Source organism: Homoserinibacter sp. YIM 151385, assembly GCF_027912415.1.
In the GTDB taxonomy this organism is placed as follows: domain Bacteria; phylum Actinomycetota; class Actinomycetes; order Actinomycetales; family Microbacteriaceae; genus Schumannella.
In genome coordinates this window covers 85,990-112,642 of the sequence record NZ_CP115175.1, presented here as the reverse complement: position 1 = coordinate 112,642, position 26,653 = coordinate 85,990, and the positions used below count along the sequence as shown (strand labels likewise).

Here is a 26,653-nt window from a genome sequence, read left to right as displayed (position 1 = left end):
GCGTCCACGGGGCGAGAGACGTGTCTATTGCGAACGGGAGCTAGGCGAAGGCCTCGATGGGCGGGCAGGCGCAGACGAGGTTGCGGTCGCCGTAGGCCTGGTCGATGCGGCGCACCGGCGGCCAGTACTTCGCGCGGACCTGACCCGGCGCCGGGTACACCGCCAGCTCGCGGGAGTAGGGATGCGTCCACTCCCCCGCGATCGCCGACTCGGCGGTGTGCGGCGCGTTCACGAGCGGGTTGTCGCCGGCCGGCCACTCCCCCGCCGCGACGGCGTCCGCCTCCGCCTTGATCGCGATCATCGCGTCGATGAAGCGGTCGAGCTCCGGCAGGTCCTCCGACTCGGTCGGCTCGACCATGAGCGTGCCCGCGACCGGGAACGACATGGTCGGCGCGTGGAAGCCGTGGTCGATGAGCCGCTTCGCGACGTCGTCGACCGTGATCCCGGTCGCCTCCTTGAGGGGGCGGAGGTCGAGGATGCACTCGTGCGCGACGAGGCCGCCCTCGCCCGCGTAGAGCACCGGGAAGTGCTCGCGCAGTCGCGCCGCCACGTAGTTCGCCGCGAGCACCGCCGCGCCCGTCGCCTGCGTGAGCCCCTCGAGGCCCATCATCCGGACGTACGACCACGAGATCGGCAGGATCGACGGCGAGCCGTATGGCGCCGCGCTGACGGGCGCGCCGTCGTGCGACACGCCGCCCGCGTGCTCGGAGGACTGCGCCATCGGGTGGCCGGGCAGGAAGGGCGCGAGGTGCGCCTTCGCCGCGACCGGGCCGACGCCGGGGCCGCCGCCGCCGTGCGGGATGCAGAAGGTCTTGTGCAGGTTGAGGTGCGAGACGTCGCCGCCGAAGTCGCCGAAGCGCGCGTAGCCGAGCAGCGCGTTGAGGTTCGCGCCGTCGACGTAGACCTGCCCGCCCGCCGCGTGGACGGCGTCCGCCACCTCGCGGATCTCGTGCTCGTAGACCCCGTGCGTCGAGGGGTAGGTGACCATGAGCGCCGCGAGCGCGTCCGCGTTCGCGGCGATCTTCGCACGCAGATCGGCCAGGTCGACATCCCCGTCGACGCCCGTCGCGACCACGACGACCCGCATCCCCGCGAGCACCGCGCTCGCCGCGTTCGTGCCGTGCGCGGAGGCGGGGATGAGGCACACCGTGCGCTGCGCGTCCCCGTTCGCGAGGTGGTAGCCGCGGATCGCGAGGAGGCCGGCGAGCTCGCCCTGGCTGCCCGCGTTCGGCTGCAGCGAGACGGTGTCGTAGCCCGTCACCTCGGCGAGCCAGTCCTCGAGCTGGCGGACCAGCGCGAGCGAGCCCTCGACGTCGTCCCGCGGGGCGAAGGGGTGGAGCTCGGCGAACTCGGGCCAGGTCACCGCCGCCATCTCGGTCGCCGCGTTGAGCTTCATGGTGCAGGAGCCGAGCGGGATCATGCCGCGGTCGAGCGCGTAGTCCTTGTCGGCGAGCCACTTCAGGTACCGCATCATGCCGGTCTCGGAGTGGTGCGTGTTGAAGACCGGGTGCTCGAGGAAGGTCGAGGATCGGGTGCCGAGACCGGCGCCCCGGATGGGCTCCGGCGCGTCCGGCTCGTTCCAGCCGAAGACGCCCGCGACGGCGACGAGGTCGGCATCCGTCGTCGTCTCGTCGACCGTGATGCCGACACGGTCGGCGTCGACGAGCCGGAGGAGGTAGCCGCGCTCGCCGGCCTCCGCGACGAGCGCCGCGGCGCGTCCCGGTGCCACGACCTCGAGCGTGTCGAAGAAGTCCTCGCCGCCGAGCTCGCCGCCGGCCGCGATGACCATGGAGCCGAGCTGGATGGCGCGGCGGCGGACCTCGGTCGCGATCCGCGTCAGCCCGCCCGGCCCGTGGTACACGGCGTACATGGACGCCATGACGGCGAGCAGGACCTGCGCCGTGCAGATGTTCGAGGTGGCCTTCTCGCGGCGGATGTGCTGCTCGCGCGTCTGGAGCGAGAGCCGGTAGGCGGGGTGGCCGTCGGCATCCTGCGAGACGCCGACGAGGCGCCCGGGCAGCTGTCGTTCGAGGCCCTTCCGGACGGCCATGAAGCCCGCGTGCGGGCCGCCGAATCCCATGGGCACGCCGAATCGCTGGCTCGTGCCGACCGCGACATCGGCGCCGAGCTCGCCCGGCGGGGTCAGGAGCGTCATCGCGAGCAGGTCGGCCGCGCCGATCGCGACGCCGCCGCCCGCCTTGACCGCCGCGAAGACCGCGCTCGGATCCCAGATGCGGCCCGAGGCGCCCGGATACTGCACGAAGATCCCGAAGGCCTCCGGGAGGGATGCCGCCTCCGCGCCCGCGAGGTCGAGGACCCGGATCTCGATGCCGACCGCCTCGGCGCGCCCCTCGAGGAGCGCGATCGTCTGCGGGAGCGCATCCGCATCCACGAGGAAGACGCGGGAGGCCGCGCCCGAGGCGCGCCGCGCGAGGAGCATCGCCTCGACGACCGCCGTGCCCTCGTCGAGCATGGAGGAGTTCGCGGTGTCGAGGCCGGTGAGCTCCGAGACCATCGTCTGGAAGTTGAGGAGCGCCTCGAGCCGGCCCTGCGAGATCTCCGGCTGGTACGGCGTGTAGGCCGTGTACCAGCTCGGGTTCTCGAGCACGTTCCGCTGGATCACGGCCGGCGTGATCGTGCCGTGGTAGCCGAGCCCGATCATCGAGCGGCGGACGCGGTTGCGGCCCGCGAGCGCGCGCAGCTCCGCGAGCGCCTCCCGCTCGGAGACGGCGGCCGGGATGCCGCTCTGCTCGGCCGCGGCGGCCGCGACCCGGATGCCGGAGGGCACCGCCGCATCCATGAGCTCGTCGATGGTCCCGTAGCCGACGGTCTGCAGCATGTGGAGCTGCTCGACCGAGTCGGTGCCGATGTGGCGGTCGGCGAAGCGCTCCGTCATCAGGCTCCCGTGATCGCGGCGTACTCGTCCGCCGAGAGGAGCTCGGGGAGGGCGGTGAAACGGACCTTGATGAGCCAGGCGCCGTCGAAGGGCTCGGCGTTGACGAGGTCGGGGCTGTCGACGACGGCCTGGTTCACCTCGACGACCTCGCCGTCGATCGGCGCGAAGAGCTCGCCGACCGACTTCGTCGACTCGATCTCGCCGACGACCGCGCCGCCCGAGATCTGCGTGCCGACGGCCGGGAGGTCGACGTAGACGACATCCCCGAGCTGCTGCGCGGCGTAGGCGGTGACGCCGATCGTCGCGACGTCGCCGTCGACGGCGACCCACTCGTGCTCGGCGGTGTACTTGAGGGCGCTGAGGTCGGCCATGTCAGGACTTCTTTCTCGAGTAGAACGGGAGGGCGACGACGGTCGCGGGGATGCGGGTGCCCCGCACGTCGAGGTCGAGGACGGTGCCGGGCTCGCGGTGCGCGGGATCGACGAAGGCCATCGCGACGGGGAAGCCGAGCGTCGGCGACAGCGCCCCGCTCGTGACCTCGCCGACGACCTCCTCGCCCGCGAGCACGGGGTAGCCGGCGCGTGCGGCGCGGCGGCCCTCCGCCCGGAGGCCGACGAGCACGCGGGCGTCGTCGCCGGGGCCCCGCTCGACGGCGGCGCGGCCGGTGAAGTCGGCGGTCTTCGTCTTCGGCGGCGCGATCCGGCCGAGCCCCGCCTGCGCCGGCTGGGTCTCGCGCGAGAGCTCGTGGCCGTAGAGCGGCATCCCCGCCTCCAGACGGAGGGTGTCGCGCGCGGCGAGCCCGCAGGGGACGAGGCCCAGCGGCTCGCCCGCGGCGAGGAGCGCCTGCCAGAGTGCGGCCGCGTGCGCCGTGTCGACCGCGAGCTCGAAGCCGTCCTCGCCCGTGTAGCCGGTGCGCGAGACGAGCACGGCCGAGTCGCGGCCGCCGGAGGAGAAGCGCATGCCCATCACGGCGTAGTACGGCAGCTCCTCGAGGTCGTGCCCCATCGCCCATTCGGGCGCCTGCACGAGCCCCGCCGTCGCCTCGAGGATGCGCTGCGCGGCGGGGCCCTGCACGGCGATGAGCGCGAGGTGGCCCCGGAGGTCGGTGAGCGTCGCCTCGAAGCCCTCGATGCGCGCGGTGAGCGCCTCGACGACGGCGTCGTGATTGCCCGCGTTCGCGACGACGAGGTACTCGCCGGGCGCGTTCTGGGAGACGATGAGGTCGTCGATGATCCCGCCGTCCTCGGCGAGGAGCATCGCGTAGCGGGCGCGGGAGACGGGGATCGCGCTCACGTCGGCGGTGATCGCCGCATCCAGGAACGCCGCCGCGTCCGGCCCGGCGATCATGAGCTGCGCCATGTGCGAGATGTCGAAGAGGCCTGCGGCCTCGCGCACCGCGTGGTGCTCGGCGAGATCGGAGCTGTAGCGGACCGGCATCTGCCAGCCGCCGAAGTCGGTGAAGGACGCTCCGCCTGCGGCGTGCAGGTCGTGGAGCGGTGTGCGGAGCTCGGTCATCGCGGGTCCTGTCCTCGTGATCCCCGGACGACGGCGCCGCCGGGCGTGGACTCCCCCTCTGTACCTGGGCCTGAGAGTTTCGCGCCGGGTGGGCGCTTTCACCGTGGGCGGCCCCCGCCGGCAAGCCGTGGGGACGCTCTTCAGAGTGGCCTCGTCGCTGCGGTACTGGTGACCTGAGAGATTGGCGGGGAGGCTTGCTCCTTCGGTGTCCTCCCGCCTCGGCGGTCGGACTCTCCCGCAGCGCGTGCGGCCGTGTTCGGTTGTGCGGCCAGCGTAGCAAGCCTGTGTTTCGACCGGGTGACATCCGGCGGTTCGGAGGAGGAGGATGTCGGCATGCAGTGCGGAGTCCCGGCATCCACACCCGAGGAGTACCTCGCGGCCCTCGCGGACGAGGATGCCGCGGCACTCGCGGCCGTCCGCCGCGTCATCGAGGCGGCCGCCCCCGGCGCCGTCGGCGTCATCTCCTACGGCATCATCGTGATGAAGCTGGAGGGCCGGGGCCTCGTCGGCCTCTCGAAGGCCGCGCGGCATCTGAGCCTCCACGTCATGAGCGCGCCCGCCGCGGCCGCGCTCGCGGGCGAGCTGGGCAGCGGGCGCCTCGTCGGCGCGACCCTGCAGTTCACCGCCGCGTCCCCGCTCGGGGAGGGCGACATCCGCCGGGTCGTCGCCGTCCGGCAGGGCGAGCTCGCCGCCTCGCGCTAGGAGGTCGCGTAGAGGACCGCGGCGGCGATGACCGGCGCAGCGATGAGGACGCCGAGCCCGAGCCCCACGAGGGAGACGATGCGGTGCCGACGGCCGGCGTCGATCCGGAAGCCGATGACGCTGAAGACCACCCCGAGCACCCAGAGCACGCCGAAGAAGAACACGCCGCCGACGTTGCTGAGGTACTTGGGCGTCTCGTTGAGCGCGATCGCCGCCAGGATCGGGATGCCGCTGAAGAGGGTCCAGACGACCATGGTCGCGGAGGTGAAGAGCGCGCCGATGACGGCCGGCATCTGCACGAGCGGGTTCGTCGGGGCCTCTTCCACGCGGCCGCCGCGGAGGATGACGGGACCGGTCGGCGCGGTCTTCGGGAGCCGGGACCGCTTGACGCGGACCACCGTGACGATCCCGAGGACGACCGCGATCGCGAGGAAGTCGAGCGTCAGGCCGAAGCTCCAGAGCAGCTCCCACCCGGAGCCGCGGCCGAAGCCGACGGAGAGGGCGGAGTTGAGGATCCCGAGCACGAGGAAGAGCGCGGCGATCACGCCGCTGAACCAGGGACCTCGGGACATCGGGACCATTCTCGCGGCGGTGCCTGGATGTCGGCTCAGCGCGGCTCGTGCGGCGGCTGACCGCCGGGGCCGGGACGGTGCTCGTCGTCCTCGCGGTGCTCGCGGACGTACCGCACCGCCTGCCAGATGAGGACCGCGAGGGTCGCGAGCCCCATGAGCGCGAAGGCGATCGCCGCGAGCGGGCCGGCACCGGGCGGGACCGGCACGGGGAAGGCGGGCAGCATCCCGATCACGGCTCGACCGGCCCGCCGGGCTCCCCATCGCCGGCCTCGGCGGCGTCGGCGTCGTCATCCCAGCTGAACGCGATCTGCTCGACCGCGGCCGTCGTCGCCTCGGCGGTGCGCTCGAGGAGCTCCTGGACGCTCGTGCTGCCGAGCAGGCGCACCTGGTCGAGCTGGCCCAGCGGCGCGATCGCGGCGAGCTGCCAGGCCGCCGCGACGGGCTCGTCGGCGATCGGGATGTCGGGCGCGAAGGGCAGCTCTCGGTACTCGCTCGCGACCGCGAGCGCCGCGCGCACCGTCCGCTCGGTCGCGACGAGCAGCTCGCGGTGCGCCTCGTCCCACGCGAGCGGGCCGAGCTCGCGCACCACGGCACGCGGGTAGGGGTCGTCCACCAGCCAGTCCACGACCTCCACGCGGCGCGTGCCGACGCCGAGCAGCGCGACGAAGCCCTCGCCCGTCTCGAGCTCGCTGATCCGGGCGACCGTGCCGACGCCGAATCGCGCATCCCCGCCCCCGACCTCGCGGCCGCGCTCGATGAGCACGACGCCGAACTCGGGCGGGTCGAGCGGGAGCACCTCGGCGAGCATCGCGAGGTAGCGCTCCTCGAAGACGCGCACCGCGAGCGGCATCGACGGGAACAGGACCGCGCCGAGCGGGAACATCGCGATCGGCTCGGTCATGCCTCCACGCTATCGAAGAGGGGGGTCAGCCGCTCAGCGCTTCTCGCAGGCGATGCCGTCCTTGTCGCGGTCGGACTTCGAGTTGAGCTTGTAGGTCGCCGAGTCGACCGTGAAGTTCGTGACGCGCTTCGTGCTGCCGCGGACCTTGTCCTTCGCGCCCTTCTTGCCGACGCCGTGCGGGTACACCTTGTTGATCGCGGTGCAGTTCGCGTACTTCTTCGGCTTCGGCTTCGCGGCCGTGCGGAGCACCGTCGAGGGACCGGACGAGGAGGCGGCGGCCGCGGCGGGCGCGGAGACCGCCGGCGCGAGCGGCGCGGCGCCCGCGAGCTGCGGGGTCAGGAGCCCCGCGATCACGACGCCGGTCGCGGCGACGACGGTGAGCGAGATGCGGGCGGCACGGTCGGTGCGGATCATGACGCGAGGCTAGATCCGCGCGCCTCCTCGCCGCGTGCCCCAGTCCGGGGCTCCCCAGTCCGGGGCTCCCCCGTCCGGGCGGCACGCTGCGGGCCCGCCCGGACGGGCGGCGGCCGGCGGCGGCGGCGGGCGGTCCCGCTCAGGCGTGCCCGTCGGGCACGGCCTCGTCGCCGTGCGCGTGGGCGGCCTCGTCGCGACGGGCGAGGTCCTCGGCAGCGCGCTCCTCGGTGACGTCGTGCGCGAATCCGCCGGCGTCCTTCTCGACGATGCGACCGCGCTGCTCGACGAGCACCCCGTCGACCTCCATCGTCGTCTCGTGGTCCATGTCGGCCTTGCCGGCGTGCCGGGGGTCCTGCTGCTCCGTCATGCACCGAGTGTGCTCCAGCAGCAGCCGCGGGCCGCCGGATCGGAGCGAACCCCCAGGCGGGGCCGGGAGGCGGTTCAGGTGCCGCGCGGCGGCTCGGCGAGGAGCGCGGCGCGGTCGCGGAGGTAGCCCTCGACCGGTGCGAGCGCGGCGTCGCCGGCGTGCGGCGCCCAGCGCACGAGCACCTCGCCGTCGCGGAGCACGAGCGGACCCGTGCGCTCGGCCGTCGCCGCGGCGAGCGCCGCCTCGTCGAGCGGGATGGGGTCCGCGTCGAAGACGACCGTCTCCCCGAGCGGGAAGCCGGCACGGCGAGCCGCCTGCCGCTGGAGGATCCGCTCCTCCTGCGTCGCCGACTGGATGCTGCGCCGCGGGGTCTCCTCGACCCGGATGATGCGGCCCGTCTCGCGGAGGCCGCCCTCCGCATCCAGGAGCAGGGCGCCGAGCCGCCACACCCGCCCGAGCGCGCGCATCGACGGCCCGCGTGACACGAGCATCACGCGCCGTGGCGGCACCCATTCCGCGAGCTGCTCGTCCCGCGCGGCGATCGAGCGCAGCATCCCCGCGAGCTCGCGGGCGAGCGCCGCCGTCTGCGCGGGGTCCACGTCAGGAGTCGAGCAGGTGCTCGAGGCGGTCCTCGAGGTACTCGCCGAAGGGCATGAGCGTGCCCGCGCCGGCGCCCCACCGCACGACGAGCTCCTCGTCGAGCAGCAGCACCGGGTGCGCGCCCTTGCGGAGCGCCTCCGACTCCCACGGGATCCGGGTGGCGCCGACGTCGACCGTCTCACCCTCGCCGGCACCCGCCCGCCGTGCGGCGGCGCGGAACTCGCGGCGCACCTCCTGCGCGCGGGAGGGCACGCGCGCCCGCTGCGGCTCCCCCACCCGCACGACGCTGCCCGTCGAGAAGAGCTCGCCGTCGGGGGCCAGGAGCAGCTCGCCGAGCCGCCACACGCGGGTGTCGCCGCGGAGGGTCGACTTGCGCGGGATCACCCAGAGCAGCCGGTGCGCGGGCACGTACTCGGCGAGGGTCTCGGTGCGGGCGCCGTTCGCGCGGAGGCGGGCGATCGCGGCATCGACCCGCTGACGACCCTCGATGAGGATGCGGAGGTCGCGGTGCGCCTGCGTGGCCGTGATCGGCTCGGTCGGGGCTCGGTGCCGCCGGGCGCCGACGGCCGCCTCGGATCGGGCGGCGTCCCGCCGCTGCTGCGCCGCATCCACGCCCTCGAGCATCACCACGCTCGCACGGTATCGCGCGGGCCGTCCCCCGCTCGGGGGGCGCGCCGTGCAACGGCGAGCGTGCCGCGCCGCCTCGCGCCGACCGTGCCTCCCGTGCGCCGAGCGAGGCGGCATCCGCACCTCGTTCGGCAGAAACGCGCCTCGCTCGGCGAGGACGCCGGGCGTAGCGTCGGGGCATGGACGCCGAGGAGTGGGTCGCGCGGTACGTGCGGGCCTGGAGGAGCAACGACGCCGACGACATCCGCGGACTCTTCACGGAGGACGCCGAGGTGCGCACCGACCCGTGGAAGCCGCCGACCGTCGGCCACGACGCGATCGTCGCCGAGTGGCTCGGGCGCCGCGACGAGCCCGGCAGCTGGGGCTTCGAGGTGGGGCGCATCGACCGCGCCGGCGATCGGGCCTTCATCGAGGCCGAGACCCGCTACCCCGAGAAGGGGACCGTCTACTCGAACCTGTGGGTCGTCGACCTCGCGCCGGACGGCCGCGCGGTCGCCTTCACGGAGTGGTGGATGGACCAGGCCGACCCGTCCTGATCCGGTCCGCCCACTCGGCGAGCAGGGCGCGCACCCGTTCGGGCTGGTCGAGGTGGATGTTGTGTCCGGCCCGGTCGAGGACCGCCAGCCGGGCGGCCGGGAACATGGAGGCCACCCGCTCCTGATCCTCGAAGCCGACGACGGCGTCCTGGCGTCCCGCGACGATCAGGACGGGTCGCGCGAATCCGCCCCACCCCGCATCGGGCAGCGGAGCGAGTTCGTAGTGCTCGCCGAGGCGGCGCATCGCGCCCTCGTCGGCGGCGCGCACGCCCGGGAGCACGGCGCGGGCGAACCGCTCCCATCCCTCGCGCGACTGCTCGACCGCCATCTCGGCGTACTCGGCGGCATCCTCGGGGTCGAGCGAGGCGAGCAGCTCGGGATCGGCGCGCAGCACGACCGGCGGCGGCAGGGTCCGCCGCGCGCGCACGGCGTCGACCACGGGGACCAGCAGCGCCATCCCCAGGCAACGGCCCGGGTCGCGCGCCACGAGATCCCGCGCCAGCAGTCCGCCCAGCGAGCTGCCCAGCACCGCGTACTCGGCATCTCCGACCAGCTCGGGCAGCGCCGCCGCGAGCCAGTCGGCCAGCTCGGGGAGGCCGCCCGGCTCGCCGAGGGCCGGCGTCCGGCCGAAGCCGGGCAGGTCGACGTGGATGCGCTCCCAACCGCCGAGCTCCTCGAAGAGCTCGTCGAGCTCGAGGTGCACGCGGTGGTCGACCCCGTTCCCGTGGACGAACAGCAGGGGCGTGCCCCGCCCGCGGCGGACGAGGTACGGCTCGGGATCGATCACCGGGCCAGCCTAGGGACGGCGTCCGACAGCGGGGTCGAGCGGTGCGGCGGCGCGGTCGCCTCACCCACTCGCCGAGTGGTGTCGCCGGGGCGCACCGAGATTCAGACGAGATGCTCGAAGACGTCCTCGCCGGGCCGCCACGTCATCCACGCACCGTCGGCGAACCCCATGAGCTCCGCGATCTCCACGACGACCTCCTCGAGGCCCGGGTCGATCACGATCGCCTCGGCGCCGAGCTCGATGCGCAGTCCGACACCGTCAGCCTCCGTCGTCGCCGTGACGGTCGCGGGGATGAGACGTCGGAGGACGTCGGCGTATCCCAGGTCCGATTCTCTCCACTCGCGACCGCCGGACTCCACTCGCGGCCAGACGTAGCAGTTCAGGACGGCCGGACCGCCGTCGATGCCGCCGCCGTCGAACCGGAGCTGCATGTAGTCGACGACGAACTCCACGGAGTACAGCCGAGCTCCCTCGAGCCGCGCGAGGAGTCCTCGGGGGGTGTGCGGAGCGACGCCCTGCCGCCTCACGACGACTCTCGGTCTGCGCCTCCACATGACGCGAGACTATCGGCGACCCCCGGATGCCGGCGAGGGAAGGTCGCGGGAGGTCGCCGTCCGGGATCGCGGCGTGACATGGGCACGGCCGTGACGGACGGGCACCCTCCAGGCATTTGGGCATTCCAGGACGAGCTGATCCAGCCGGGACGGACCTCCATGGGGAGGTCTGCCGGTCCTAGGCGGAGCCGGGCCAGTCGTGCCCTGATTCCGTCGTGCGTGACGACGGAGAGTGGAAGCACCGACTCCGAGAGGAACCTTCCATGACCTACCCCACCGATCGCCCCGCCGTGTGGTTCGTGACCGGCGCATCCCGCGGCCTCGGCCTCAACCTCGTCAAGCACCTTCTCGAGCGCGGTGATCATGTGGCCGCCACGACCCGCTCGGCAGATCGCCTGCTGACCGCGCTCGCCGGCGCAGACACCACGAATCTGCGCGCATTGGAGGTGTCGCTGACGGACGAGGCGCAGGTGGCCCACGCGATCACGGAGGCGACCGAGCGATTCGGCGGGATCGACGTCGTGGTCAACAACGCGGGCTACGGCATCCTCGGGGCCGTCGAGGAGACGAGCACCGAGGACATCCGCGCGATGTTCGAGGTCCAGCTGATCGGCACCTGGAACGTCATCCGATCCGTCCTCCCCCAGATGCGTGCGGCGGGACGCGGGCACATCATCAACCTGTCCTCCATCGTCGGCCTTCTCGCCTTCCCCGGCTGGGGACTGTACAGCGCCGCGAAGTTCGCGGTCGAAGGCCTTTCCGAGGCGCTGGCGAGCGAGGTCGCGGACTTCGGGATCCGTGTCACCGTCGTCGAGCCGGGCTACTTCGACACGGCCTTCCTGACTGACGACTCGCTGGCGCTCACCGAAGCATCCTCGGACGCGTACCCGGCGATTCGCGAGATGATCGCGGCGCATCAGGCGATGCCGGGCACTCAGCCGGGCGACCCGGCCATGGCCGCCGCGGCCTTCGTCGAGATCGCCCGGCGCGAGGGCGGCCCGCTGCATCAGCAGCTCGGTTCGGACTCCTCCGGCCTCGCCGAGACCAAGGTCGACTCGTTGAAGGCGGAGATCCTCGCCGGACGCGACCTCGCGCACAGCACCGACTACGTGCGCTGATCGCATCGGGGGCGGGCCCGTCGGAGCCGACTTCGGCGGGCCCGATCGCCCTCTTGAGAGGATGGCCCGATGAGCAACCCGCGACGCGAGCTCGGCGAGTTCCTGCGCAGCGCTCGCGCGAGGCGCGACCCAGACCAGTCCGGGCTCTTTCCCGACGGCCGCGTCCGCCGCGTGGCGGGGCTTCGACGCGAGGAGGTCGCGCTGCTCGCCGGTGTCTCCACCGACTACTACACACGCCTCGAGCAGGGCCGCGACATCACGCCGTCACCACAGGTGCTCAATGCCCTCGTGCGGGCGCTCGACCTCGACGAGGCCGGTCAGGCGTACCTCCGCACGCTCGCCGACTCGGCACCCGCATCGCACTCCCGCCCCGTGGTGCAGCGCGTCCGTCCCGGCGTCCACCGGCTGCTCGACACGTTCCGCACGCAGCCCGCCCTGATCCTGGGGCGACGGACGGACGTCCTGGCGAGCAACCGCCTCGCTCGGGCACTCTTCACCGACTTCGAGGCGATGCCCGCGAAAGATCGCAACTACGCCCGCTGGATGCTCCTCGACGCCCAGGCTCGCCGGGTGTTCGCCGACTGGGAGGATCAGGCTCGCAACGCCGTCGAGGCCCTCCGCCTGGACGCTGCCGGGAACGCGGCCGATGCGGGTCTTCAGCGGCTCGTCGGCGAACTCACCCTCGAAAGCCCCGAGTTCCGGCACTGGTGGTCGGCGCATCGGGTGCACCAGCGGACGCACGGCACGAAGCACCTGAATCACCCGGTCGTCGGAGAGCTCAGCGTGGAGTTCGAGACCTTCACCCTGCCCGGCGACCCCAGTCAGGTGCTGTACCTCTACACGACCGAGCCGGGGAGCGACTCCGACGAGAGGCTCTCCCTGCTCGCCAGCTGGACACGCAACGTGGCGGACATGGACGACAAGCGCGACGTCGACGCCTGAGAGATCGGCACCCGGGTCGTGCTCCCGGTCGAACAGGTCGCGTCGGCGACGAGAGACTCAGCTCTCGGCCACGGCACTCACTCGAGGTCGATGGCGATCTTGCCGAGGACTCGTTCCCGTTCCGCCTGCTCGTGCGCCGCGACGATGTCTCGGAGGTCGTGCACGCTGTGGACGACCGGCCTGATCGCGCCGCGCGCGGCGAGCTCGGCGACATCGGTGAAGAGCGGTCGATCAGGATGCCCGAGGAACAGCCCGAGCGGACGCGAGCGACGAAGCCGTGACCATTGCAGCGCGGCGAGACTGCGAAGCGGACGTCGCAGGTCGAACGCGATCGTCACCATCCGTCCGTCGGGAGCGAGCAGGCGCCGATACTGTCCGAGCGATGTGCCCCGCGTGTCGAAGATGACGTCGTATTCTCCGAGCTCAGCGGGAGAGGTGGCGTAGTCCAGGACACGGTCGGCCCCCTGCTCTCGGACGAAGCCGAATGCGTCGGGGTGGGCGAGACCGGTGACGCGCGCGCCGAGTGCAGCGCCGATCTGAACCGCGACGCTGCCGACGCCACCGGATGCCCCGCGAACGAGGAGTCGTTCCCCGGAGCGCAGCCGGGCGACATCCCGGAGGGCTGACAGGGCCGTCGTGCCTCCCGCGAGCAGCGCGACCGCCTCCACAGCGGTCAGACCAGCCGGGGCAGTGCTGAATCGGTGCGGCTCGACCGCGATGTACTCGGCGAGCGATCCCTGCATGCCGCGCTCGTCGACGGTGCCCCACACCCGGGTCCCGACGGGCGCGTACTCAGCGTCGGCGCCGGTCTCGACGACCGTGCCGACGAAGTCGATGCCGATGCGCTTCGGGAACTTTCGGCCGGTGACGAACTTCAGGTCCCCGCGTCGCCCCGCGAGCTCACCGCCGTTGACGCTGGATGCCTGCACGCGGATCAGCACGTCGCCGGAACCGGTCCGAGGAGCAGGGACCTCCGCGATGCGCAGCACGTCTGGGCCGCCGTACCGGTCGAACAGCGCGGCTCGCATCGTCGGGTCGGCGTGGTCAGGGTGGTCGGCGCTCGTCATGTCATCGACGCTAGGGTCGAAACGAGAGCAGGCATACGTTTCGACGTCAACCGAGAGCAGATACCGCAGCAGATGTCGCAGATCGAGAATCCGAGCACACCACGTCGCGCAGATCGGACACGCAACCGCGCACGCCTGGTCACGGCAGCGCGAGACGTGCTGCACGAGCAGGGCATCGACGCACCGCTGTCGACGATCGCCCGGCAGGCGGGCCTGTCCGCGGCCACGCTCTACCGGCACTTCCCCGATCGAGGCGCGCTGCTCGCGGCCGTCTACGAACGCGAGCTCGATCACTGTCGCGAGGTCGTGCATCGTGCCGTCGATGGCGACGCCGGCGACGCCGGCGCGAGCCTGTTCCGCGCCGTCCGCGAGTTCGCCGTGATCGAAGCGGAACAGCCCGGGGTCATGACGGCGCTCACGGGGCGACTGGATGTCTCGAGCGAGCTCGCGCAGTTCCGGCGTGAAGCCTTCGCGCGACTTGACGACCTGATTGCGCGTGCTCGTCGGGAGCGCTCGATTCGCGAGGATCTCAGCCTCGACGATATCCGGATCGTCCTCACCAGCATCCGCGCCGTCGTGCACACGACCCCGGCTGACGCGCGAACCCAGGCTCTGCGGGTGGTGGAACTCTTCGAGCGCGGTTGCCGAACCGTGGATCGGCGCCGCCCCTCCTGACGCGCGCATCGCGGCGACGAGCAAGGTGCCGACGACGACGGACTAGTACGCGAGGCGGTGGATTCCGTTGTCTGCCACTCGCCCCGTACGGGCCCGTCTTCCCATCGCTACACGTTGAACCGGAACTCGACGACGTCGCCGTCCTGCATCGTGTAGTCCTTGCCCTCCATGCGCGCCTTGCCGCGCGAGCGGGCCTCGGCGACCGAGCCGGCATCCAGGAGGTCCTCGAAGGAGATGACCTCCGCCTTGATGAAGCCCTTCTCGAAGTCGGTGTGGATGACGCCGGCCGCCTGCGGGGCCTTGGATCCCTTCGGGATGGTCCAGGCGCGCGACTCTTTCGGGCCGGCGGTCAGGTAGGTCTGGAGGCCGAGCGTGTCGAAGCCGACGCGCGCGAGCTGGTCGAGGCCGGACTCGTCCTGGCCGGTGGAGGCGAGGAGCTCGGCGGCGTCCTCGGGGTCGAGGTCGATGAGCTCGGACTCGATCTTCGCGTCGAGGAAGACCGCCTTCGCGGGGGCGACGAGCGCGGCGAGCTCCGCCTTGCGGGCGTCGTCGGTGAGCACGCCCTCGTCGACGTTGAAGACGAAGATGACCGGCTTCGCGGTGAGGAGGCCGAGCTCGCGCAGCAGCCCCAGCTCGACGCCCGTCGCACTCGAGAGCGGGGTGCCGGCCTCGAGCGCGGCGACGGCGGCGTTCGCGGCATCCAGGACGGCCGCATCCAGCTTCTTGCCGCGCACCTCCTTCTCGTAGCGGGCGACCGCCTTCTCGAGCGTCTGGAGGTCGGCGAGCATGAGCTCGGTGTTGATGGTCTCCATGTCGGAGGCCGGGTCGACCTGGCCGTCGACGTGGACCACATCCGCGTCGGCGAAGCCGCGCACGACCTGCGCGATCGCGTCGGCCTCGCGGATGTTCGCCAGGAACTGGTTGCCGAGTCCCTCGCCCTCGCTCGCGCCCTTCACGATGCCGGCGATGTCGACGAAGGACACCGTGGCGGGCACGGTGCGCTCGCTCGAGAACACCCCGGCGAGCTGTCCGAGGCGGGGGTCGGGGAGGTTCACGACGCCGACGTTCGGCTCGATCGTCGCGAAGGGGTAGTTCGCGGCGAGGACCGTGTTCTTGGTCAGTGCGTTGAAGAGGGTCGACTTGCCGACGTTCGGGAGGCCGACGATTCCGATGGTGAGCGCCACGGGGGTCGAGTCTATCCGCGAGCCCGGCGACCGAGCGCCGCGCCCCCGCCCTCCGGGAGGGGATCCCGGCGACATGCCGTGGCCGGCGGAGCGACACGCCGGCCGGCCGCCCAAGACCCTCCCGAAGCGCAGCGCGATCCGATCGAGCGGGCGGCCCGCCGTGTCTCGGCCCGACGCGGCGCGTCAGCGCCCCGGTGTCGGCGGGGCGTGCGACTCTGCACTCGTGCCCCTGGACTTCACCGCGATCGACTTCGAGACCGCCAACGGCTCGAGCGCGAGCGCCTGCAGCGTCGGCCTCGTGAAGGTGCGCGACGGGCAGATCGTGGAGCGCGCGGGGTGGCTGATCCGCCCGCCCGCCGGGCACGACCACTTCGTGGAGTGGAACGTCCGCATCCACGGGATCATGGCGGCCGACGTCGCCGACGCCCCGCTCTGGAGCGAGCAGCTCGGGCGCCTCATGGCCTTCGCCGACGGCGACCTCATGGTCGCCCACAACGCGGGCTTCGACATGGGCGTCATCCGCGGCGCCTGCCAGGCGAGCTACCTGCCGACGCCCGCGATCGGCTACGCCTGCAGCCTGCAGCTCGCCCGCCGCGTCTACCAGCTCGACAGCTACCGCCTCCCCTCGGTCGCGACGGCGGCCGGCTTCGCCGACTTCCGGCACCACGACGCCGTCGCCGATGCCGAGGCCTGCGCCGCGATCATGGTGCACGCGGCCGGGATGCTGGGGGCGGCCGACCTGCCCGCCCTCGCCGAGCTCGCGGGCATCCGCATCAGCCAGGTGCTCGCGGCGCCCGCCCCCGAGGCGACCGTCGCCCCGGTCGTGCCGGCGGCCTTCGCCTGAGCTGCGGCCCGCCGCCCCGGTCGGCATCCGCGCGCGTAGCGTGGGACGGGTGACCTCCTTCACCGCCCCCGACCCGCACCGCAGCCGTCCGGAGCTGCGCGGCACCTTCGGCGCGAGCGCCTCGACCCACTGGCTCGCGACCGCGACCGCGCAGCGGGTGCTCGAGCTCGACGGCACCGCGGTCGACGCCGCCGTGTCGGCCGCCTTCGTGCTCCATGTCGTCGAGCCGCACCTCAACGGCCCGGGCGGCGACCTCACGGCGCTCGTGGCGCCCGCGGGCGGCGAGCCCTTCGTCCTGGCGGGGCAGGGTGCGGCGCCGGCCGGCGCGACGATCGAGCACTACCTCGCCGAGGGCCTCGAGGAGGTGCCGGGTGCGGGTCCGCTCGCGGCGGCGGTGCCGGGCTCGGTCGTCGCCTGGCTCGACCTGCTCGCGACGCACGGCTCCTGGGAGCTCGACCGCATCCTCGCCCCCGCCATCGGGTACGCGCGCGACGGGCACCCGGTGCATGCGAACGTGGTGCGGACGATCGCCTCCGTGCGGCCGCTGTTCGAGGCGCACTGGCCGAGCTCGGCCGAGCTGTGGATGCCGGAGGGCCGCCTCCCCGAGGAGGGCGAGCTCGTGCGCAACCCGGCGTGGGCGGGGGTGCTCGAGCGGCTGCTCGCGGAGGCGGAGGCCGGGGCCGAGGCGGAGGCCGGGGCTGAGTCGGGCGACGTCGACCCGCGCGTGCGCCGCATCCGCGCCGCCATCCGCAGCTGGAGCGAGGGCTTCGTCGCCGACGCGATCGAGCGGGCCGCCGCCGTGCCGGCACGGCATTCGAGCGGGACCGATCACGCGGGGGTCATCCGCGCGGCCGATCTCGCCGCGTTCCGTCCGGCGCGCGAGACGCCGATCGCGCTCGACTTCCGCGGCACGACCGTCCTCAAGGCCGGCCCGTGGACGCAGGGCGCGGTGCTCCTCCAGTCGCTCGGGATGCTCGACGCGCTCGGCCGCGAGCAGGGCGACGAGCTCCTCGACCCCTCGACCGAACTCGGCGCGCACACGGTCGCCGAGGTGCTGAAGCTCGCCTTCGCCGATCGCGACGCCTGGCTCGCCGACCCCGACGGCGCCGAGGTGCCGATCGCCGAGCTGCTGGATGCCGGGTACCTGCGCGAGCGGGCCGCGCTCGTCGGCGACACGGCCTCCCGCGAGTTCCGTCCCGGGCGCCCCGGCGGCCGCGAGCCGTGGATCCCGCCCCTGCGCGAGCCGGGGGCGGAGGGCGCCGGCGACGGGCTCGCGGGGACGGGCGAGCCGACCGTGCGCGCCGACGGCGGCACCCGCGGCGACACCTGCCACCTGGATGTCGTGGATCGGCACGGCACGATCGTCTCGGCGACGCCGTCGGGCGGCTGGCTGCAGTCCTCCCCCGCCATCGCGGAGCTCGGCTTCTGCCTCGGGACGCGCCTGCAGATGACCTGGCTGGACGAGGCCTCCCCGTCGGCGCTGCGGCCGGGCGTGCGCCCGCGCTCCACGCTCTCGCCGACGCTCCTCGCCGAGGGCGGCCGCGTCGTCGAGGCGCTCGGCACCCCCGGCGGCGACCAGCAGGACCAGTGGCAGCTGCTCTACCTGCTGCGGCGGCTCGTCGGCGGCTGGGATCCGCAGCAGGCGATCGACGCGCCCATGCTGCACACGACCTCCCACGTCTCGAGCTTCCAGCCGCGCACCTTCACCCCCGGCGGCCTCGTCGTCGAGTCGCGGATCGGCGAGGAGGTCGCGGCCGGCCTGCGGGATCGCGGTCACCTCGTGACCGTGGCGGGCCCGTGGACGCTCGGCCGGCTCTCGGCCGCGGGCGTCGACCCGCGCCGGGGCTGGTGCTTCGCCGCCTCGAACCCGCGGGGCGCCCAGGGCTACGCGGCCGCGCGCTGAGCCGCCGTGACCGAATCGTGCTCTCGGGTGCATTGGATTCTCGAGGGCCGAGCGGGGATGATGCATCCATGGGGATCGCACGTCTCGGCGCCGCCGCGCTCGTCCTGCTCGCACTCACCTCGTGCCAGTCGGCCGCGCCCGAACCCACCAGCTCACCGACGACCGTGCCCGAGGCGCCGTCCCCATCCCCGACGCCGGAGGGCTCCGGCATCGCGACGATCGTCCTCGCCGCCGACGGGCTCGACCTGCTCGACGACGGGGGCTCGACGGTCGAGGAGCTGGGCTGGTTCGACGACTCGGCGACGACGATCGCGACCCTGACGGACGCCTTCGGCGAGGAGCCCGCGGAGTTCGACTACGAGGGGAACATCGAGTCCGCGCCCGGGGTCGACTACACCTGGGGCGATGACGCCTTCGTGCTGCGCGTGCAGGACTTCGAGGCGGAGGCGCCGCTCACGAGCAACCAGACCGTCATCGTGAAGGCCGCCGCGGTCGGCGAGGTCGCGATCGAGGGCCCCGAGGGCGTGGCGGTCGGCGACCCCGCCTCGGACGCCGCCTCGGCCCCGGCCTGGGGCGAGCCCTTCGAGGGCGACGACGGCCACACGGTGCAGTGGGTGAAGCTCGACACCGTGAGCCCCGGCGACGGTCCCGAGGAGAACTACACGACGGGGATCATCGACCTCGACGACGACGTGGTCGTGCAGCTCCAGGCGCCCGCCGCGAACTACGGGGTCTGAGCCGGCCGGGTCCGCGCGCGCCGCGACGCCGATGTCGGCGGCCCGCCGCATCATGGCCGCATGGATCTCCTCCTCCCGCTGCTCCTCGGCCTCCTCCTCGGCGCCCTCCTCGGTGCGGCGGGGGTCGTGCTGCTCCGCGGCCGCGGGCGCGGCGAGGAGCGGGATGCGCGCCACGAGCTCGCGGGTCGGCTCGCCGCCGCGGAGGCGCGCGAGGCGGGCCTGCGAGAGCAGCTGGAGTCGGCGCATTTCCAGCACCGCGAGCTCCTCGAGCGCGGCCGGGAGGAGGGCCGGGTGCTCACCGCCCTCGCCCCCGTGCAGGAGTCGCTCCGCGTCATGCAGCGCCAGGTGGCGGAGCTCGAGCATCAGCGGCAGCGGCAGCACGGCGAGCTGAGCGAGCAGCTGCGCGCCGCGAGCGAGTCGGAGGAGCGCCTCCGGGCGACGACGGAGTCGCTCGCCTCGGCGCTGCGCAACAACGCGACGCGCGGCGTCTGGGGCGAGACGCAGCTGCGCAACGTGGTCGAGGCGGCGGGGCTCGCGAACCGCGTCGACTTCCACCTGCAGTCCTCGATCGACTCGGATGCGGGCCGCGGCCGACCGGACATGGTCGTCCGGCTCCCCGGCGGCAAGTCGATCGCGGTCGACGCGAAGGTGCCCTACCGCGCCTACCTCGAGGCCTCGAGCATCCCTGCCACGGCGACCGGCGAGGAGGAGGCGCGGCGACGCGCGCTGCTCGCCTCGCACGCCGCCCAGGTGCGTGCGCACGTCGACGCCCTCTCGCGGAAGACCTACTGGGCGGGGCTCGAGGCGAGCCCCGAGTTCACGGTCGCCTTCATCCCGAGCGAGTCGCTGCTCTCGGCGGCGCTCGAGCAGGAGCCGGCGCTGCTCGACTACGCCTTCGGCAAGCGGATCGCGCTGGCGAGCCCCGTGAACCTCTGGGCGGTGCTCAAGACGGTCGCCTTCACCTGGCAGCAGGATGTCCTCACGGAGGACGCGAAGCGCCTCTTCGACCTCGGGCGCGAGCTCTACTCGCGCATCGGGACGCTCGCCGAGCACGCGGACAAGCTGGGGCGCTCGCTCGAGTCGACGGTGCGCAGCTACAACCAGTTCGCGAGCTCGCTCGAGTCGCGCGTGCTCGTGACGGCGCGCAAGCTCGACGCCCTCGACGAGTCGAGGGTCATCGGCGAGCCCCCGCACGTCGAGGGCCGCCCCCGCCCCCTCACCCAGCCCGAGCTCGCCCCCGACACCCCCGCCGTCGAGGGCCAGGCCGCGAGCTGACGAGGGGCTGCAGGCCCCTGCACCTCCGGCAGCCCCGAGGCGCGAGTCAGCGACGTCACCAGCGTGGCGGCGGGCCGAGTCATCCGGCCCGCTGGCTCGGGTCTGGCGGGCGGCGCGACGGAGGAGCACCGCGGGACGCGGGCCGGCTGACTCGGCCCGCCGCCGCGCACCCCCGAGATCACGAGCCGGACGAGGTCAGATCCCCGCGAGCTGCTCCTCGCCCAGCCACTTCTCCACCAGATGCTCCGCCGAGATCCGCCGGATGGTCCCGGAGCGCGCCCGCAGCACGATCGACTCGGTGCGGATGATGGGTCCCTTCCGCTGCACGCCGGCGACGAGGTTGCCGTCGGTGACGCCGGTGGCGACGAAGAAGGTGTTGTCGCCCTTGACGAGCTCGTCGGCCTCGTAGACGTGGTCGAACCGCAGCCCGGCGTCGAGGCCGCGCTGGCGCTCGTCGTCGTCCTTCGGGGCGAGCCTCGTCTGGATGAGGCCGCCGAGCGCCTTGATGGCGCAGGCCGTGGCGACGCCTTCGGGGCTGCCGCCGATGCCGTAGCAGAGGTCGAGCCGTCCGCTGTAGCTGGCGGCGTCGATGCCGCCGGCGACGTCGCCGTCGAGGAGCAGCCGCGTGCCGGCGCCGGCGTCGCGGATCTGGCGGATGAGGTCGTCGTGGCGCGGCCGGTCGAGGATGCCGACGGAGATCTCGGAGACGTCTTTGCCTTTCGCCTTCGCGATGGCGCGGATGTTCTCGCCGATGGGCTGGCGGATGTCGACGACGCCGACGCCTTCGGGGCCGGCGACGAGCTTCTCCATGTAGAACACGGTGGAGGCGTCGAGCATGGCGCCGCGGTCGGCGGCGGCGATCATGGAGATCGCGTTCCGCCGGCCGGCGGCGGTGAGCGAGGTGCCGTCGATGGGGTCGACGGCGATGTCGCATTCCGGGCCCTGCCCGTTGCCGACGACCTCGCCGTTGTAGAGCATGGGCGCCTGGTCCTTCTCGCCTTCGCCGATGACGACGGTCCCGCGGAAGTTGACGGTGCCGAGGAACTTGCGCATGGCGTCGACGGCGGCGCCGTCGGCGCCGTTCTTGTCGCCGTGGCCGATGAAGGGCGCCGAGCGGATGGCGGCGGCCTCGGTGGCTCGGACGAGCTCGAGCGCGAGGTTGCGGTCGGGGTGCAGGTACAGGGTTCCGGTCTCGTCGCTCACCATGGCGGCATCCTCCAGATCGTCGGGGTCGGTGATCGTCCCGGCTCGCGCGGTCGCGATCGGGTGCGGATGCGCCGTGAGGTGGCGTCGGGCGCGGTCCAAGCCTACTGCGGGAGCGGCAGGCGGAGGGCGTCGAGGACGCGTTCGAGCGTGTCCTCGTCGCCGACGTTGCCGGGCACGACGATGTAGAGGATCTGCCGGCCGGTGTGGTCGTCCATCTGCCAGACGGACACGCCGGGGAGCACCTGGCCGAGCACGAGGGCGCTGCGCGCGCCGATGCCGGTCCGGGCGACCTCGGCGGAGGTGATCCCGCCCTTCGCGACGACGACGTCGACGGCGGGCAGGATGCCGCGCACCGCGGTGGTGAGCGCGGCCATGACGCGCTCGCCGTGGTCGAGGGTGCCGTGGGCGCCGGAGCGCTCGCGGGCGGTCATGAGGAGCGCGAGCGGGCGCGAGCCCAGCTGCTCGACGCCGCCGGCGGCGGCCGCGGCTCCGGCGATGGCCGGATCGGCGAGCGCGGCCTCGGTGTCGACCTCGGCGGGCTCGCCCCAGGCGGCGCGCACGGGCGCGAGCTGTCGGGTGGCGCCGATGGTGTGGGAGCCGCAGACGAGCAGGGTCGGCAGCGGCGAGGGGATGAGGGGGGTGGTCAGGAGGCCGGCGGAGGCGGCGCCGGCGAGCTCGGCCGCGAGGGGCGCGGCGCTGCGCACGACAATCGAGGTGCCGGCCGCGCCCGCCTTGTCGACGGCGGCGGCGATGCGGCGGATGTCGTCCGCGGTCTCGGCGTCGGGCAGCACGACGGCGCCGGCGGGTGCAGCGCGGAGCGCTGCGGCCAGGCCTCCGGCGCGCACGGTGTCGAGGTCGACGGCGACGGCATCCCGGTCGGACTTCTCGGCGACGTAGTCGACGAGCACGCCGCTGCGGAACGGGAAGACGGGGTCGTCGGCGTACTCGCTCTCGTGCGCCGGCAGGTCCTCGCCGTCCACGCGGACGTAGTGCACCCCGCCGCGCGTGGTGCGTCCGCCGTCGGGGAAGGCGGGCACGAAGAGCATGACGGCGTCGGGGTCGGCGTCGAGCAGCACCTCGGTCTCGGCGAAGACGTGGCCGCGCAGGGTCGAGTCGCCGCGGAGCACGAAGCGCACGGGCGACTGGAGCCGGCGTCCGGCTTCGAGCCCCTCCTCGCGGATGCGCCGCACGAGCGCGACGGCGTCGGCCTCGTGGAGTGCGCGGCTGTTCGTCTGCACGTAGACGCTGTCGGCATCCTGCAGCGCCTCGGTCACGAGCTCGGCGTCGTGCTCGAGGAGCACGCGCACCCCGGTCGCGGACTGGGTGCCGGTGGGGTCGTCGTCGAGGACGATCGTCTTCATGGTGCTTCTCCGGGAAGGTGTCGTGAGGTGCTCGGTGCGGGGCGGGCGCTGCGGGCGCCCGCCCCGCCGGCCGGTCAGCCCTTGCGGGCGATCTCGTCCTGTCGGGCGATGACCGCGTCGACCTCGGCGCGCTGCGCGCGGCCCCACGTCTCGCGGGTGAGGAGCGTCGCCACGAGGCCGATGACGCCGACGCCCATGTAGACGAGGGCGACGCCGCCCCAGCCGAGCGCGAGCGCGACGGCCGTGGCGATGAGCGGGATGAAGCCGGAGAGCGAGGCCGAGAACTGGTAGCCGATCGACGCGCCCGAGGATCGGGTGTTGGTCGAGAACAGCTCCGCGAACCACGGGCCCTGGGTCCCCGCGAGCATGTCGTGGATGACCGCCATGCCGAAGATGTAGATGAACACGATGAGGTACGGCAGGCCGGTGTTGGCGAGCAGGAACATCGGGAAGCCGAAGGCGATGATGAGGAGCGTGCCGACGAGGTAGACGGGCTTGCGGCCCACCCGGTCGGTCAGGGCGCCGAACAGGATCGTGGTGGCGACGCCGAGCGCCGCCGCGACGCAGAGGCCGGTGAGGGCGACCGCGCGGTCGGTGATGGGGTCGTCGCCCGAGGTGAGGTACGAGATCATGTACGTCACGATGATGTAGAAGCCGCCCGACTCCGCGAGGCGGAGGCCGATGACGCGGAGGATCGTGCGCCAGTCGTTCTTGATGACCTCCTTGAGCGGGTTCTTGACGACGTTGCCCTGGGTCTTCGTCTCCTCGAACTCGGGGCTCTCGGAGACCTTCGCGCGGATGATGAGGCCGGCGATGATGAGGACCGAGCTCATGAGGAACGGCATGCGCCAGGCGAGCTCGGAGTCGAGGTTGACCGAGAAGAGGAACACGACGTTCGCGAGCAGCACGCCGAGCGGGACGCCGGCCTGCGGGATGCCGGTGTACTTGCCGCGCTTGCGCCACGGGGCGTGCTCGTAGGTCATGAGGATCGCGCCGCCCCACTCCGCGCCGAAGGCGAGGCCCTGGATGATGCGGATGAGCGTGAGCAGCAGCGGCGCCGCGACGCCGATCTGGGCGTAGGTCGGCAGCGCGCCGATGAGGATGGTGGCGGCGCCCATGACGATGAGGGCGCCGACGAGCACCGGCTTGCGGCCGATCTTGTCGCCCAGGTAGCCGCCGATGAGGCCGCCGATGGGGCGGACGGCGAAGCCGATGCCGAAGGTCAGGAAGCCGAGCAGCGCGCCGACGACGGGGTCGTCCTGGTGGAAGAAGACGTCGTTGAAGTAGAGCGCCGCGGCGGTGCCGTAGGCGAGGAAGTCGTAGTTCTCGATGGTCGTGCCGACGCCGGAGCCGATGGCGGTCTTCAGCTTGTCGCGCGATCCGTGCTTGGCGCGCTCGGCGCCCGCGGGGGTGATGGTGGTCATGGTCGGGTCGTATCTCCCTTGATAGTCGGGAGCCCGGTGCGTCCGGCTGCTCCCCCGTGTCGGGGAGCGGCCGGCGGAGCCTCAGCTCGCGCCGGTCGTCGCCTCCCCGGCGACGTGTCCGATCTTGTAGAAGTTCGTGATGTGCTCGTTGACGAGTCGGCCCGCGAGGGCCGCATCCTGCGCGACGATCGCCGCGAGGATCCCGCGGTGCTCGGCTCGCACGATGGTGGCGGTGCGCCGCCAGTCGTCGAGCTCGGCGTACATCTCGATCATCTGGCGGTGGATGGCGACGCGGAGCGAGCCCATGAGGTGGGCCAGCAGCGCGTTGCCGGTCGATTCCGCGATCCGCAGGTGGAAGGCGGCGTCGAGGCGGTTGAACTCCCCGGTCTCGATCCCCTCGGCCTCCATGAGGTCGAGGATCGCGGCGAGCTCGCGGTGGTCGTCGTCACTCGATCGATAGGCGGCCTCCGTGACGGACCAGGCCTCGAGCGCGAGCCGCGTCTCGAGGACGTCGTTCCAGCTGAAGTGCGCCAGCGAGAGCTGCAGCTTGAGCAGGTTGACGAGGCCGGGGCCGGGCGAGTCGAGCAGCAGGGCGCCGCCCTCCGCTCCCCCGCCGCGCCGGATGTCCACGATCCCGAGCGCCTCGAGCACCCGGAGCGATTCCCGCAGCGAGGGCCGCGAGACCCCGAGCAGGGCGGCCAGGTCGCGCTCGCTCGGCAGGTGGTCCCCCGCTTTGAGCCGGCCGTCGAGGATCCGCTCCTCGATCTGCGCCATGACCTGCTCGTAGGTGCGCATCCGCTGCACCGGCTCCCAGCCGCCGTCCGTCACGCCGCGTCAACTCCTCGAGTCGCTCGTCGGCGCGGAAGGTGCGCTCGACTGCTTCCATGGTAGTTTCCCTCGGCTCGGGGCTCGGACGGCGGCGGGCGCTCAGACGGCGGCGTGCTCGGCGCGGAACTCGGCCTCGAGCTCGCGGCGGATGCGGGTGGCGAACTGGGTCTCGTCGACCTCGACGTCGTCCCACGAGACCGTGCGGTCCTTGGGGACGTCGCGGATGAGCTTCGCGCCGTGCGCGAGGCCGAGCGGGAGGGCGTTGCCGGCGAGCGAGGTGGCGGCGGGGGCGAGCTTGCCGAAGACGGTGTAGCCGCCCTCGCCGTCGAGGGTCTCGCCGGCCTTGAGGTCCTTCTTCGCGGTCGTCACGACATCCCCCCGGAAGCCCGTGGGGGCGCCGGTGGCCTCGCCCCGGAGGACGGCGGCCGCGATCGAGACCCCGAGCTCGAGGCCGATCATGTGGTACGGCCGGTAGAGCTCGCCGTAGCGGCCCGAGGGGTCGGTCTGGACGCCGTACTCGGCGAAGCACTGGACCGCGTAGTCGGTCTTGGCCTCGAAGGTGACGTAGACGCCCCAGCGGAGGTCGCGGAAGACGTCGGTGCCGTCGCGGTTGAGCGAGGAGACGATCTCGACCGTGCCGGAGCGCGAGAGGGTGCCGCCGGCGCTCTTCGGGATGATGAGGGTCGAGAGGTCGTCGACGCCGGAGGGCGTGAAGTTGAGGCCCTCGTCCTGCGGGATGAGGCCGGTGCCGTTCGCGACGGCCGCCATCTCGATCGCCGACTTCGTGCCGTCGAGGAAGGAGTTGAACATCTTCGGGTTGTAGTCGCCCGAGGCGAGCTGCTCGTCGCTGAAGCCGTAGTAGTTCCACACGGTGTCGGGCGTCGAGTAGTTGTACTCGGGCAGGTACTTGGTGCCCTTGCCGGCGGCGACGGGCTCGAAGCCGACGGTGCGGCACCAGTCGACGAGCTCGCAGATGAGGGCGGGCTGGTCGCCGTAGGCCATCGTGTAGATGACGCCGGCCGCCTGGGCGCGGCGCTGGAGGAGCGGGCCGACCATGCAGTCGGCCTCGACGTTGACCATGACGACGTGCTTGCCGTTGTCGATCGCGGTGACCGCGTGGTACGTGCCGACGAGCGGGTTGCCGGTGATCTCGAGGATGACCTCGACCGCGGGGTGCGTGAGGAGCTTGTCCGAGCTGTCGATGACGGCGGTGCCGCCGGTGCGGACGGCCTCGTCGAGGTTCGCGGCGGCGTAGCGCTCGGCCGGCCATCCGGTGCGCGCGAGGGCGCCCTTCGCCTTCTGCGTGTCGATGTCGGCGACGCCCACGACGTGGATGTTGTCGCTGTTCACGGCCTGCGTGAGGAACATCGATGCGAACTTGCCGGCGCCGATGACGCCGACCCGGATCGGGCCGGATTCGGCGGTGCGCGCCTGCATGAGCGAGAAGAGATTCATCTCGGATCTACCCCTTTGTAGACGGGCGATCCCGCCTTCGGAACTGAGTGTTCGTTGGTTCGGCTAGATGGTCTGACCATCTGCGTGACAGACATCGTGCGCCGAATCGGATCGAATGTCAAGCCCGCGACGCCGAGGCCTCCGCCAGGCCAGCCCAGCTGGC

28 protein-coding genes and 1 riboswitch are annotated in these 26,653 nt (G+C 72.8%); of the genes, 9 read left to right on the top strand and 19 right to left on the bottom strand.

Going from position 1 to position 26,653, the window contains the following annotated elements:
• Window positions 1-40: 40 nt before the first annotated feature.
• From gcvP to gcvT, 3 genes are read right to left on the bottom strand one after another with little or no spacing between them, the layout of a single operon-like run.
• Window positions 41-2,896, bottom strand: a complete 2,856-nt coding sequence (gene gcvP, locus OF852_RS00580) for an aminomethyl-transferring glycine dehydrogenase (RefSeq protein WP_271119876.1) — start codon at window positions 2,894-2,896, stop codon at window positions 41-43.
• Window positions 2,896-3,267, bottom strand: a complete 372-nt coding sequence (gcvH, locus tag OF852_RS00575) for a glycine cleavage system protein GcvH (RefSeq protein ID WP_271119875.1) — start codon at window positions 3,265-3,267, stop codon at window positions 2,896-2,898. The genes gcvP and gcvH overlap by 1 nt, the downstream gene beginning before the upstream one ends.
• Window position 3,268: 1 nt before the next feature.
• Window positions 3,269-4,411 carry a glycine cleavage system aminomethyltransferase GcvT gene (gene gcvT, locus OF852_RS00570; RefSeq protein ID WP_271119874.1) on the bottom strand — a complete coding sequence of 381 codons (1,143 nt, stop codon included), beginning with the start codon at window positions 4,409-4,411 and terminating at the stop codon, window positions 3,269-3,271.
• 150 nt (window positions 4,412-4,561) lie between these two features.
• Window positions 4,562-4,659: riboswitch (glycine riboswitch) on the bottom strand.
• A gap of 85 nt (window positions 4,660-4,744) precedes the next feature.
• Between gcvT and OF852_RS00565 the strand changes: the two genes are divergently transcribed.
• Complete coding sequence (locus OF852_RS00565) at window positions 4,745-5,113, top strand: DUF1801 domain-containing protein (protein WP_271119873.1); 369 nt, start codon at window positions 4,745-4,747, stop codon at window positions 5,111-5,113.
• Here OF852_RS00565 and OF852_RS00560 read toward each other — a convergent pair.
• From OF852_RS00560 to OF852_RS00530, 7 genes are all read right to left on the bottom strand, one after another.
• On the bottom strand, window positions 5,110-5,685 hold the full coding sequence (locus OF852_RS00560) for a hypothetical protein (RefSeq protein ID WP_271119872.1): 576 nt from the start codon (window positions 5,683-5,685) through the stop codon (window positions 5,110-5,112). The two genes, OF852_RS00565 and OF852_RS00560, sit on opposite strands and share 4 nt — an antisense overlap.
• Before the next feature lie 35 nt (window positions 5,686-5,720).
• Window positions 5,721-5,909, bottom strand: coding sequence for a hypothetical protein (locus OF852_RS00555; RefSeq protein WP_271119871.1), 189 nt, complete (start codon window positions 5,907-5,909; stop codon window positions 5,721-5,723).
• A 5-nt stretch (window positions 5,910-5,914) separates the two neighbouring features.
• Entirely contained in the window at window positions 5,915-6,586 is a 672-nt protein-coding gene (locus OF852_RS00550) for an LON peptidase substrate-binding domain-containing protein (protein WP_271119870.1), read from the bottom strand.
• Between the two features lie 33 nt (window positions 6,587-6,619).
• Window positions 6,620-7,000, bottom strand: a complete 381-nt coding sequence (locus OF852_RS00545) for an excalibur calcium-binding domain-containing protein (RefSeq protein WP_271119869.1) — start codon at window positions 6,998-7,000, stop codon at window positions 6,620-6,622.
• A 139-nt stretch (window positions 7,001-7,139) separates the two neighbouring features.
• On the bottom strand, window positions 7,140-7,367 hold the full coding sequence (locus OF852_RS00540; RefSeq protein WP_271119868.1) for a hypothetical protein: 228 nt from the start codon (window positions 7,365-7,367) through the stop codon (window positions 7,140-7,142).
• Between the two features lie 74 nt (window positions 7,368-7,441).
• Window positions 7,442-7,966, bottom strand: coding sequence for a hypothetical protein (locus tag OF852_RS00535; RefSeq protein ID WP_271119867.1), 525 nt, complete (start codon window positions 7,964-7,966; stop codon window positions 7,442-7,444).
• Between the two features lies 1 nt (window position 7,967).
• Window positions 7,968-8,597, bottom strand: a complete 630-nt coding sequence (locus OF852_RS00530) for a hypothetical protein (protein WP_271119866.1) — start codon at window positions 8,595-8,597, stop codon at window positions 7,968-7,970.
• Window positions 8,598-8,773: 176 nt separating this feature from the next.
• Between OF852_RS00530 and OF852_RS00525 the strand changes: the two genes are divergently transcribed.
• Window positions 8,774-9,130, top strand: a complete 357-nt coding sequence (locus OF852_RS00525) for a nuclear transport factor 2 family protein (protein ID WP_271119865.1) — start codon at window positions 8,774-8,776, stop codon at window positions 9,128-9,130.
• On the opposite strand, the gene OF852_RS00520 is transcribed toward OF852_RS00525, so the two are convergent.
• Both OF852_RS00520 and OF852_RS00515 read right to left on the bottom strand, forming a co-directional pair.
• The gene (locus tag OF852_RS00520; RefSeq protein WP_271119864.1) at window positions 9,093-9,917 is read right to left on the bottom strand and encodes an alpha/beta fold hydrolase; all 825 of its coding nucleotides are present in this window, start codon (window positions 9,915-9,917) and stop codon (window positions 9,093-9,095) included. The two genes, OF852_RS00525 and OF852_RS00520, sit on opposite strands and share 38 nt — an antisense overlap.
• A 101-nt stretch (window positions 9,918-10,018) precedes the next feature.
• Window positions 10,019-10,369 (bottom strand): hypothetical protein, encoded by a 351-nt coding sequence (locus OF852_RS00515; protein ID WP_271119863.1) that lies wholly within the window; start codon window positions 10,367-10,369, stop codon window positions 10,019-10,021.
• Window positions 10,370-10,734: 365 nt separating this feature from the next.
• Here OF852_RS00515 and OF852_RS00510 point away from each other — a divergent pair, with 365 nt between their 5' ends.
• Entirely contained in the window at window positions 10,735-11,589 is an 855-nt protein-coding gene (locus OF852_RS00510; protein ID WP_271119862.1) for an SDR family oxidoreductase, read from the top strand.
• 69 nt (window positions 11,590-11,658) lie between these two features.
• Window positions 11,659-12,531, top strand: a complete 873-nt coding sequence (locus OF852_RS00505) for a helix-turn-helix domain-containing protein (RefSeq protein WP_271119861.1) — start codon at window positions 11,659-11,661, stop codon at window positions 12,529-12,531.
• A gap of 77 nt (window positions 12,532-12,608) precedes the next feature.
• On the opposite strand, the gene OF852_RS00500 is transcribed toward OF852_RS00505, so the two are convergent.
• Complete coding sequence (locus tag OF852_RS00500) at window positions 12,609-13,598, bottom strand: NAD(P)-dependent alcohol dehydrogenase (protein ID WP_271119860.1); 990 nt, start codon at window positions 13,596-13,598, stop codon at window positions 12,609-12,611.
• Between the two features lie 72 nt (window positions 13,599-13,670).
• Between OF852_RS00500 and OF852_RS00495 the strand changes: the two genes are divergently transcribed.
• Window positions 13,671-14,273, top strand: a complete 603-nt coding sequence (locus OF852_RS00495) for a TetR/AcrR family transcriptional regulator (RefSeq protein ID WP_271119859.1) — start codon at window positions 13,671-13,673, stop codon at window positions 14,271-14,273.
• Window positions 14,274-14,380: 107 nt separating this feature from the next.
• Here OF852_RS00495 and ychF read toward each other — a convergent pair whose 3' ends face one another.
• Window positions 14,381-15,457 (bottom strand): redox-regulated ATPase YchF, encoded by a 1,077-nt coding sequence (gene ychF / locus OF852_RS00490; RefSeq protein WP_271119858.1) that lies wholly within the window; start codon window positions 15,455-15,457, stop codon window positions 14,381-14,383.
• Window positions 15,458-15,680: 223 nt separating this feature from the next.
• On the opposite strand from ychF, the gene OF852_RS00485 reads away from it, so the two are divergent.
• The 4 genes from OF852_RS00485 to OF852_RS00470 all read left to right on the top strand — a co-directional run bounded on the left by OF852_RS00485 (window position 15,681) and on the right by OF852_RS00470 (window position 20,216).
• Window positions 15,681-16,301, top strand: a complete 621-nt coding sequence (locus OF852_RS00485; RefSeq protein WP_271119857.1) for a 3'-5' exonuclease — start codon at window positions 15,681-15,683, stop codon at window positions 16,299-16,301.
• 49 nt (window positions 16,302-16,350) lie between these two features.
• The gene (locus tag OF852_RS00480; RefSeq protein ID WP_271119856.1) at window positions 16,351-18,204 is read left to right on the top strand and encodes a gamma-glutamyltransferase family protein; all 1,854 of its coding nucleotides are present in this window, start codon (window positions 16,351-16,353) and stop codon (window positions 18,202-18,204) included.
• 68 nt (window positions 18,205-18,272) lie between these two features.
• Window positions 18,273-18,941 carry a hypothetical protein gene (locus tag OF852_RS00475; protein ID WP_271119855.1) on the top strand — a complete coding sequence of 223 codons (669 nt, stop codon included), beginning with the start codon at window positions 18,273-18,275 and terminating at the stop codon, window positions 18,939-18,941.
• A 60-nt stretch (window positions 18,942-19,001) separates the two neighbouring features.
• Window positions 19,002-20,216 (top strand): DNA recombination protein RmuC, encoded by a 1,215-nt coding sequence (locus OF852_RS00470; RefSeq protein WP_271119854.1) that lies wholly within the window; start codon window positions 19,002-19,004, stop codon window positions 20,214-20,216.
• A gap of 195 nt (window positions 20,217-20,411) precedes the next feature.
• On the opposite strand, the gene glpX is transcribed toward OF852_RS00470, so the two are convergent.
• The 5 genes from glpX to OF852_RS00445 form a co-directional block, all read right to left on the bottom strand.
• Window positions 20,412-21,422, bottom strand: a complete 1,011-nt coding sequence (glpX, locus tag OF852_RS00465) for a class II fructose-bisphosphatase (RefSeq protein ID WP_271119853.1) — start codon at window positions 21,420-21,422, stop codon at window positions 20,412-20,414.
• A gap of 101 nt (window positions 21,423-21,523) precedes the next feature.
• Complete coding sequence (locus OF852_RS00460; RefSeq protein ID WP_271119852.1) at window positions 21,524-22,783, bottom strand: four-carbon acid sugar kinase family protein; 1,260 nt, start codon at window positions 22,781-22,783, stop codon at window positions 21,524-21,526.
• A 74-nt stretch (window positions 22,784-22,857) separates the two neighbouring features.
• The gene (locus OF852_RS00455; RefSeq protein ID WP_271119851.1) at window positions 22,858-24,207 is read right to left on the bottom strand and encodes an MFS transporter; all 1,350 of its coding nucleotides are present in this window, start codon (window positions 24,205-24,207) and stop codon (window positions 22,858-22,860) included.
• Between the two features lie 81 nt (window positions 24,208-24,288).
• The gene (locus tag OF852_RS00450) at window positions 24,289-25,035 is read right to left on the bottom strand and encodes a FadR/GntR family transcriptional regulator (RefSeq protein ID WP_271119850.1); all 747 of its coding nucleotides are present in this window, start codon (window positions 25,033-25,035) and stop codon (window positions 24,289-24,291) included.
• A gap of 99 nt (window positions 25,036-25,134) precedes the next feature.
• Window positions 25,135-26,490, bottom strand: a complete 1,356-nt coding sequence (locus OF852_RS00445; RefSeq protein ID WP_271119849.1) for an NAD(P)H-dependent oxidoreductase — start codon at window positions 26,488-26,490, stop codon at window positions 25,135-25,137.
• Window positions 26,491-26,653: the final 163 nt, after the last annotated feature.

Coding starts and splice junctions, on each gene's coding strand:
- gcvP (WP_271119876.1), bottom strand. CDS start 2,896: ATGACGGAGCGCTTCGCCGACCGCCACATCGGCACCGACTCGGTCGAG.
- gcvH (WP_271119875.1), bottom strand. CDS start 3,267: ATGGCCGACCTCAGCGCCCTCAAGTACACCGCCGAGCACGAGTGGGTC.
- gcvT (WP_271119874.1), bottom strand. CDS start 4,411: ATGACCGAGCTCCGCACACCGCTCCACGACCTGCACGCCGCAGGCGGA.
- OF852_RS00565 (WP_271119873.1), top strand. CDS start 4,745: ATGCAGTGCGGAGTCCCGGCATCCACACCCGAGGAGTACCTCGCGGCC.
- OF852_RS00560 (WP_271119872.1), bottom strand. CDS start 5,685: ATGTCCCGAGGTCCCTGGTTCAGCGGCGTGATCGCCGCGCTCTTCCTC.
- OF852_RS00555 (WP_271119871.1), bottom strand. CDS start 5,909: ATGCTGCCCGCCTTCCCCGTGCCGGTCCCGCCCGGTGCCGGCCCGCTC.
- OF852_RS00550 (WP_271119870.1), bottom strand. CDS start 6,586: ATGACCGAGCCGATCGCGATGTTCCCGCTCGGCGCGGTCCTGTTCCCG.
- OF852_RS00545 (WP_271119869.1), bottom strand. CDS start 7,000: ATGATCCGCACCGACCGTGCCGCCCGCATCTCGCTCACCGTCGTCGCC.
- OF852_RS00540 (WP_271119868.1), bottom strand. CDS start 7,367: ATGACGGAGCAGCAGGACCCCCGGCACGCCGGCAAGGCCGACATGGAC.
- OF852_RS00525 (WP_271119865.1), top strand. CDS start 8,774: ATGGACGCCGAGGAGTGGGTCGCGCGGTACGTGCGGGCCTGGAGGAGC.
- OF852_RS00510 (WP_271119862.1), top strand. CDS start 10,735: ATGACCTACCCCACCGATCGCCCCGCCGTGTGGTTCGTGACCGGCGCA.
- OF852_RS00505 (WP_271119861.1), top strand. CDS start 11,659: ATGAGCAACCCGCGACGCGAGCTCGGCGAGTTCCTGCGCAGCGCTCGC.
- OF852_RS00500 (WP_271119860.1), bottom strand. CDS start 13,598: ATGACGAGCGCCGACCACCCTGACCACGCCGACCCGACGATGCGAGCC.
- OF852_RS00495 (WP_271119859.1), top strand. CDS start 13,671: ATGTCGCAGATCGAGAATCCGAGCACACCACGTCGCGCAGATCGGACA.
- OF852_RS00475 (WP_271119855.1), top strand. CDS start 18,273: ATGGGGATCGCACGTCTCGGCGCCGCCGCGCTCGTCCTGCTCGCACTC.
- OF852_RS00470 (WP_271119854.1), top strand. CDS start 19,002: ATGGATCTCCTCCTCCCGCTGCTCCTCGGCCTCCTCCTCGGCGCCCTC.
- glpX (WP_271119853.1), bottom strand. CDS start 21,422: ATGGTGAGCGACGAGACCGGAACCCTGTACCTGCACCCCGACCGCAAC.
- OF852_RS00460 (WP_271119852.1), bottom strand. CDS start 22,783: ATGAAGACGATCGTCCTCGACGACGACCCCACCGGCACCCAGTCCGCG.
- OF852_RS00455 (WP_271119851.1), bottom strand. CDS start 24,207: ATGACCACCATCACCCCCGCGGGCGCCGAGCGCGCCAAGCACGGATCG.
- OF852_RS00445 (WP_271119849.1), bottom strand. CDS start 26,490: ATGAATCTCTTCTCGCTCATGCAGGCGCGCACCGCCGAATCCGGCCCG.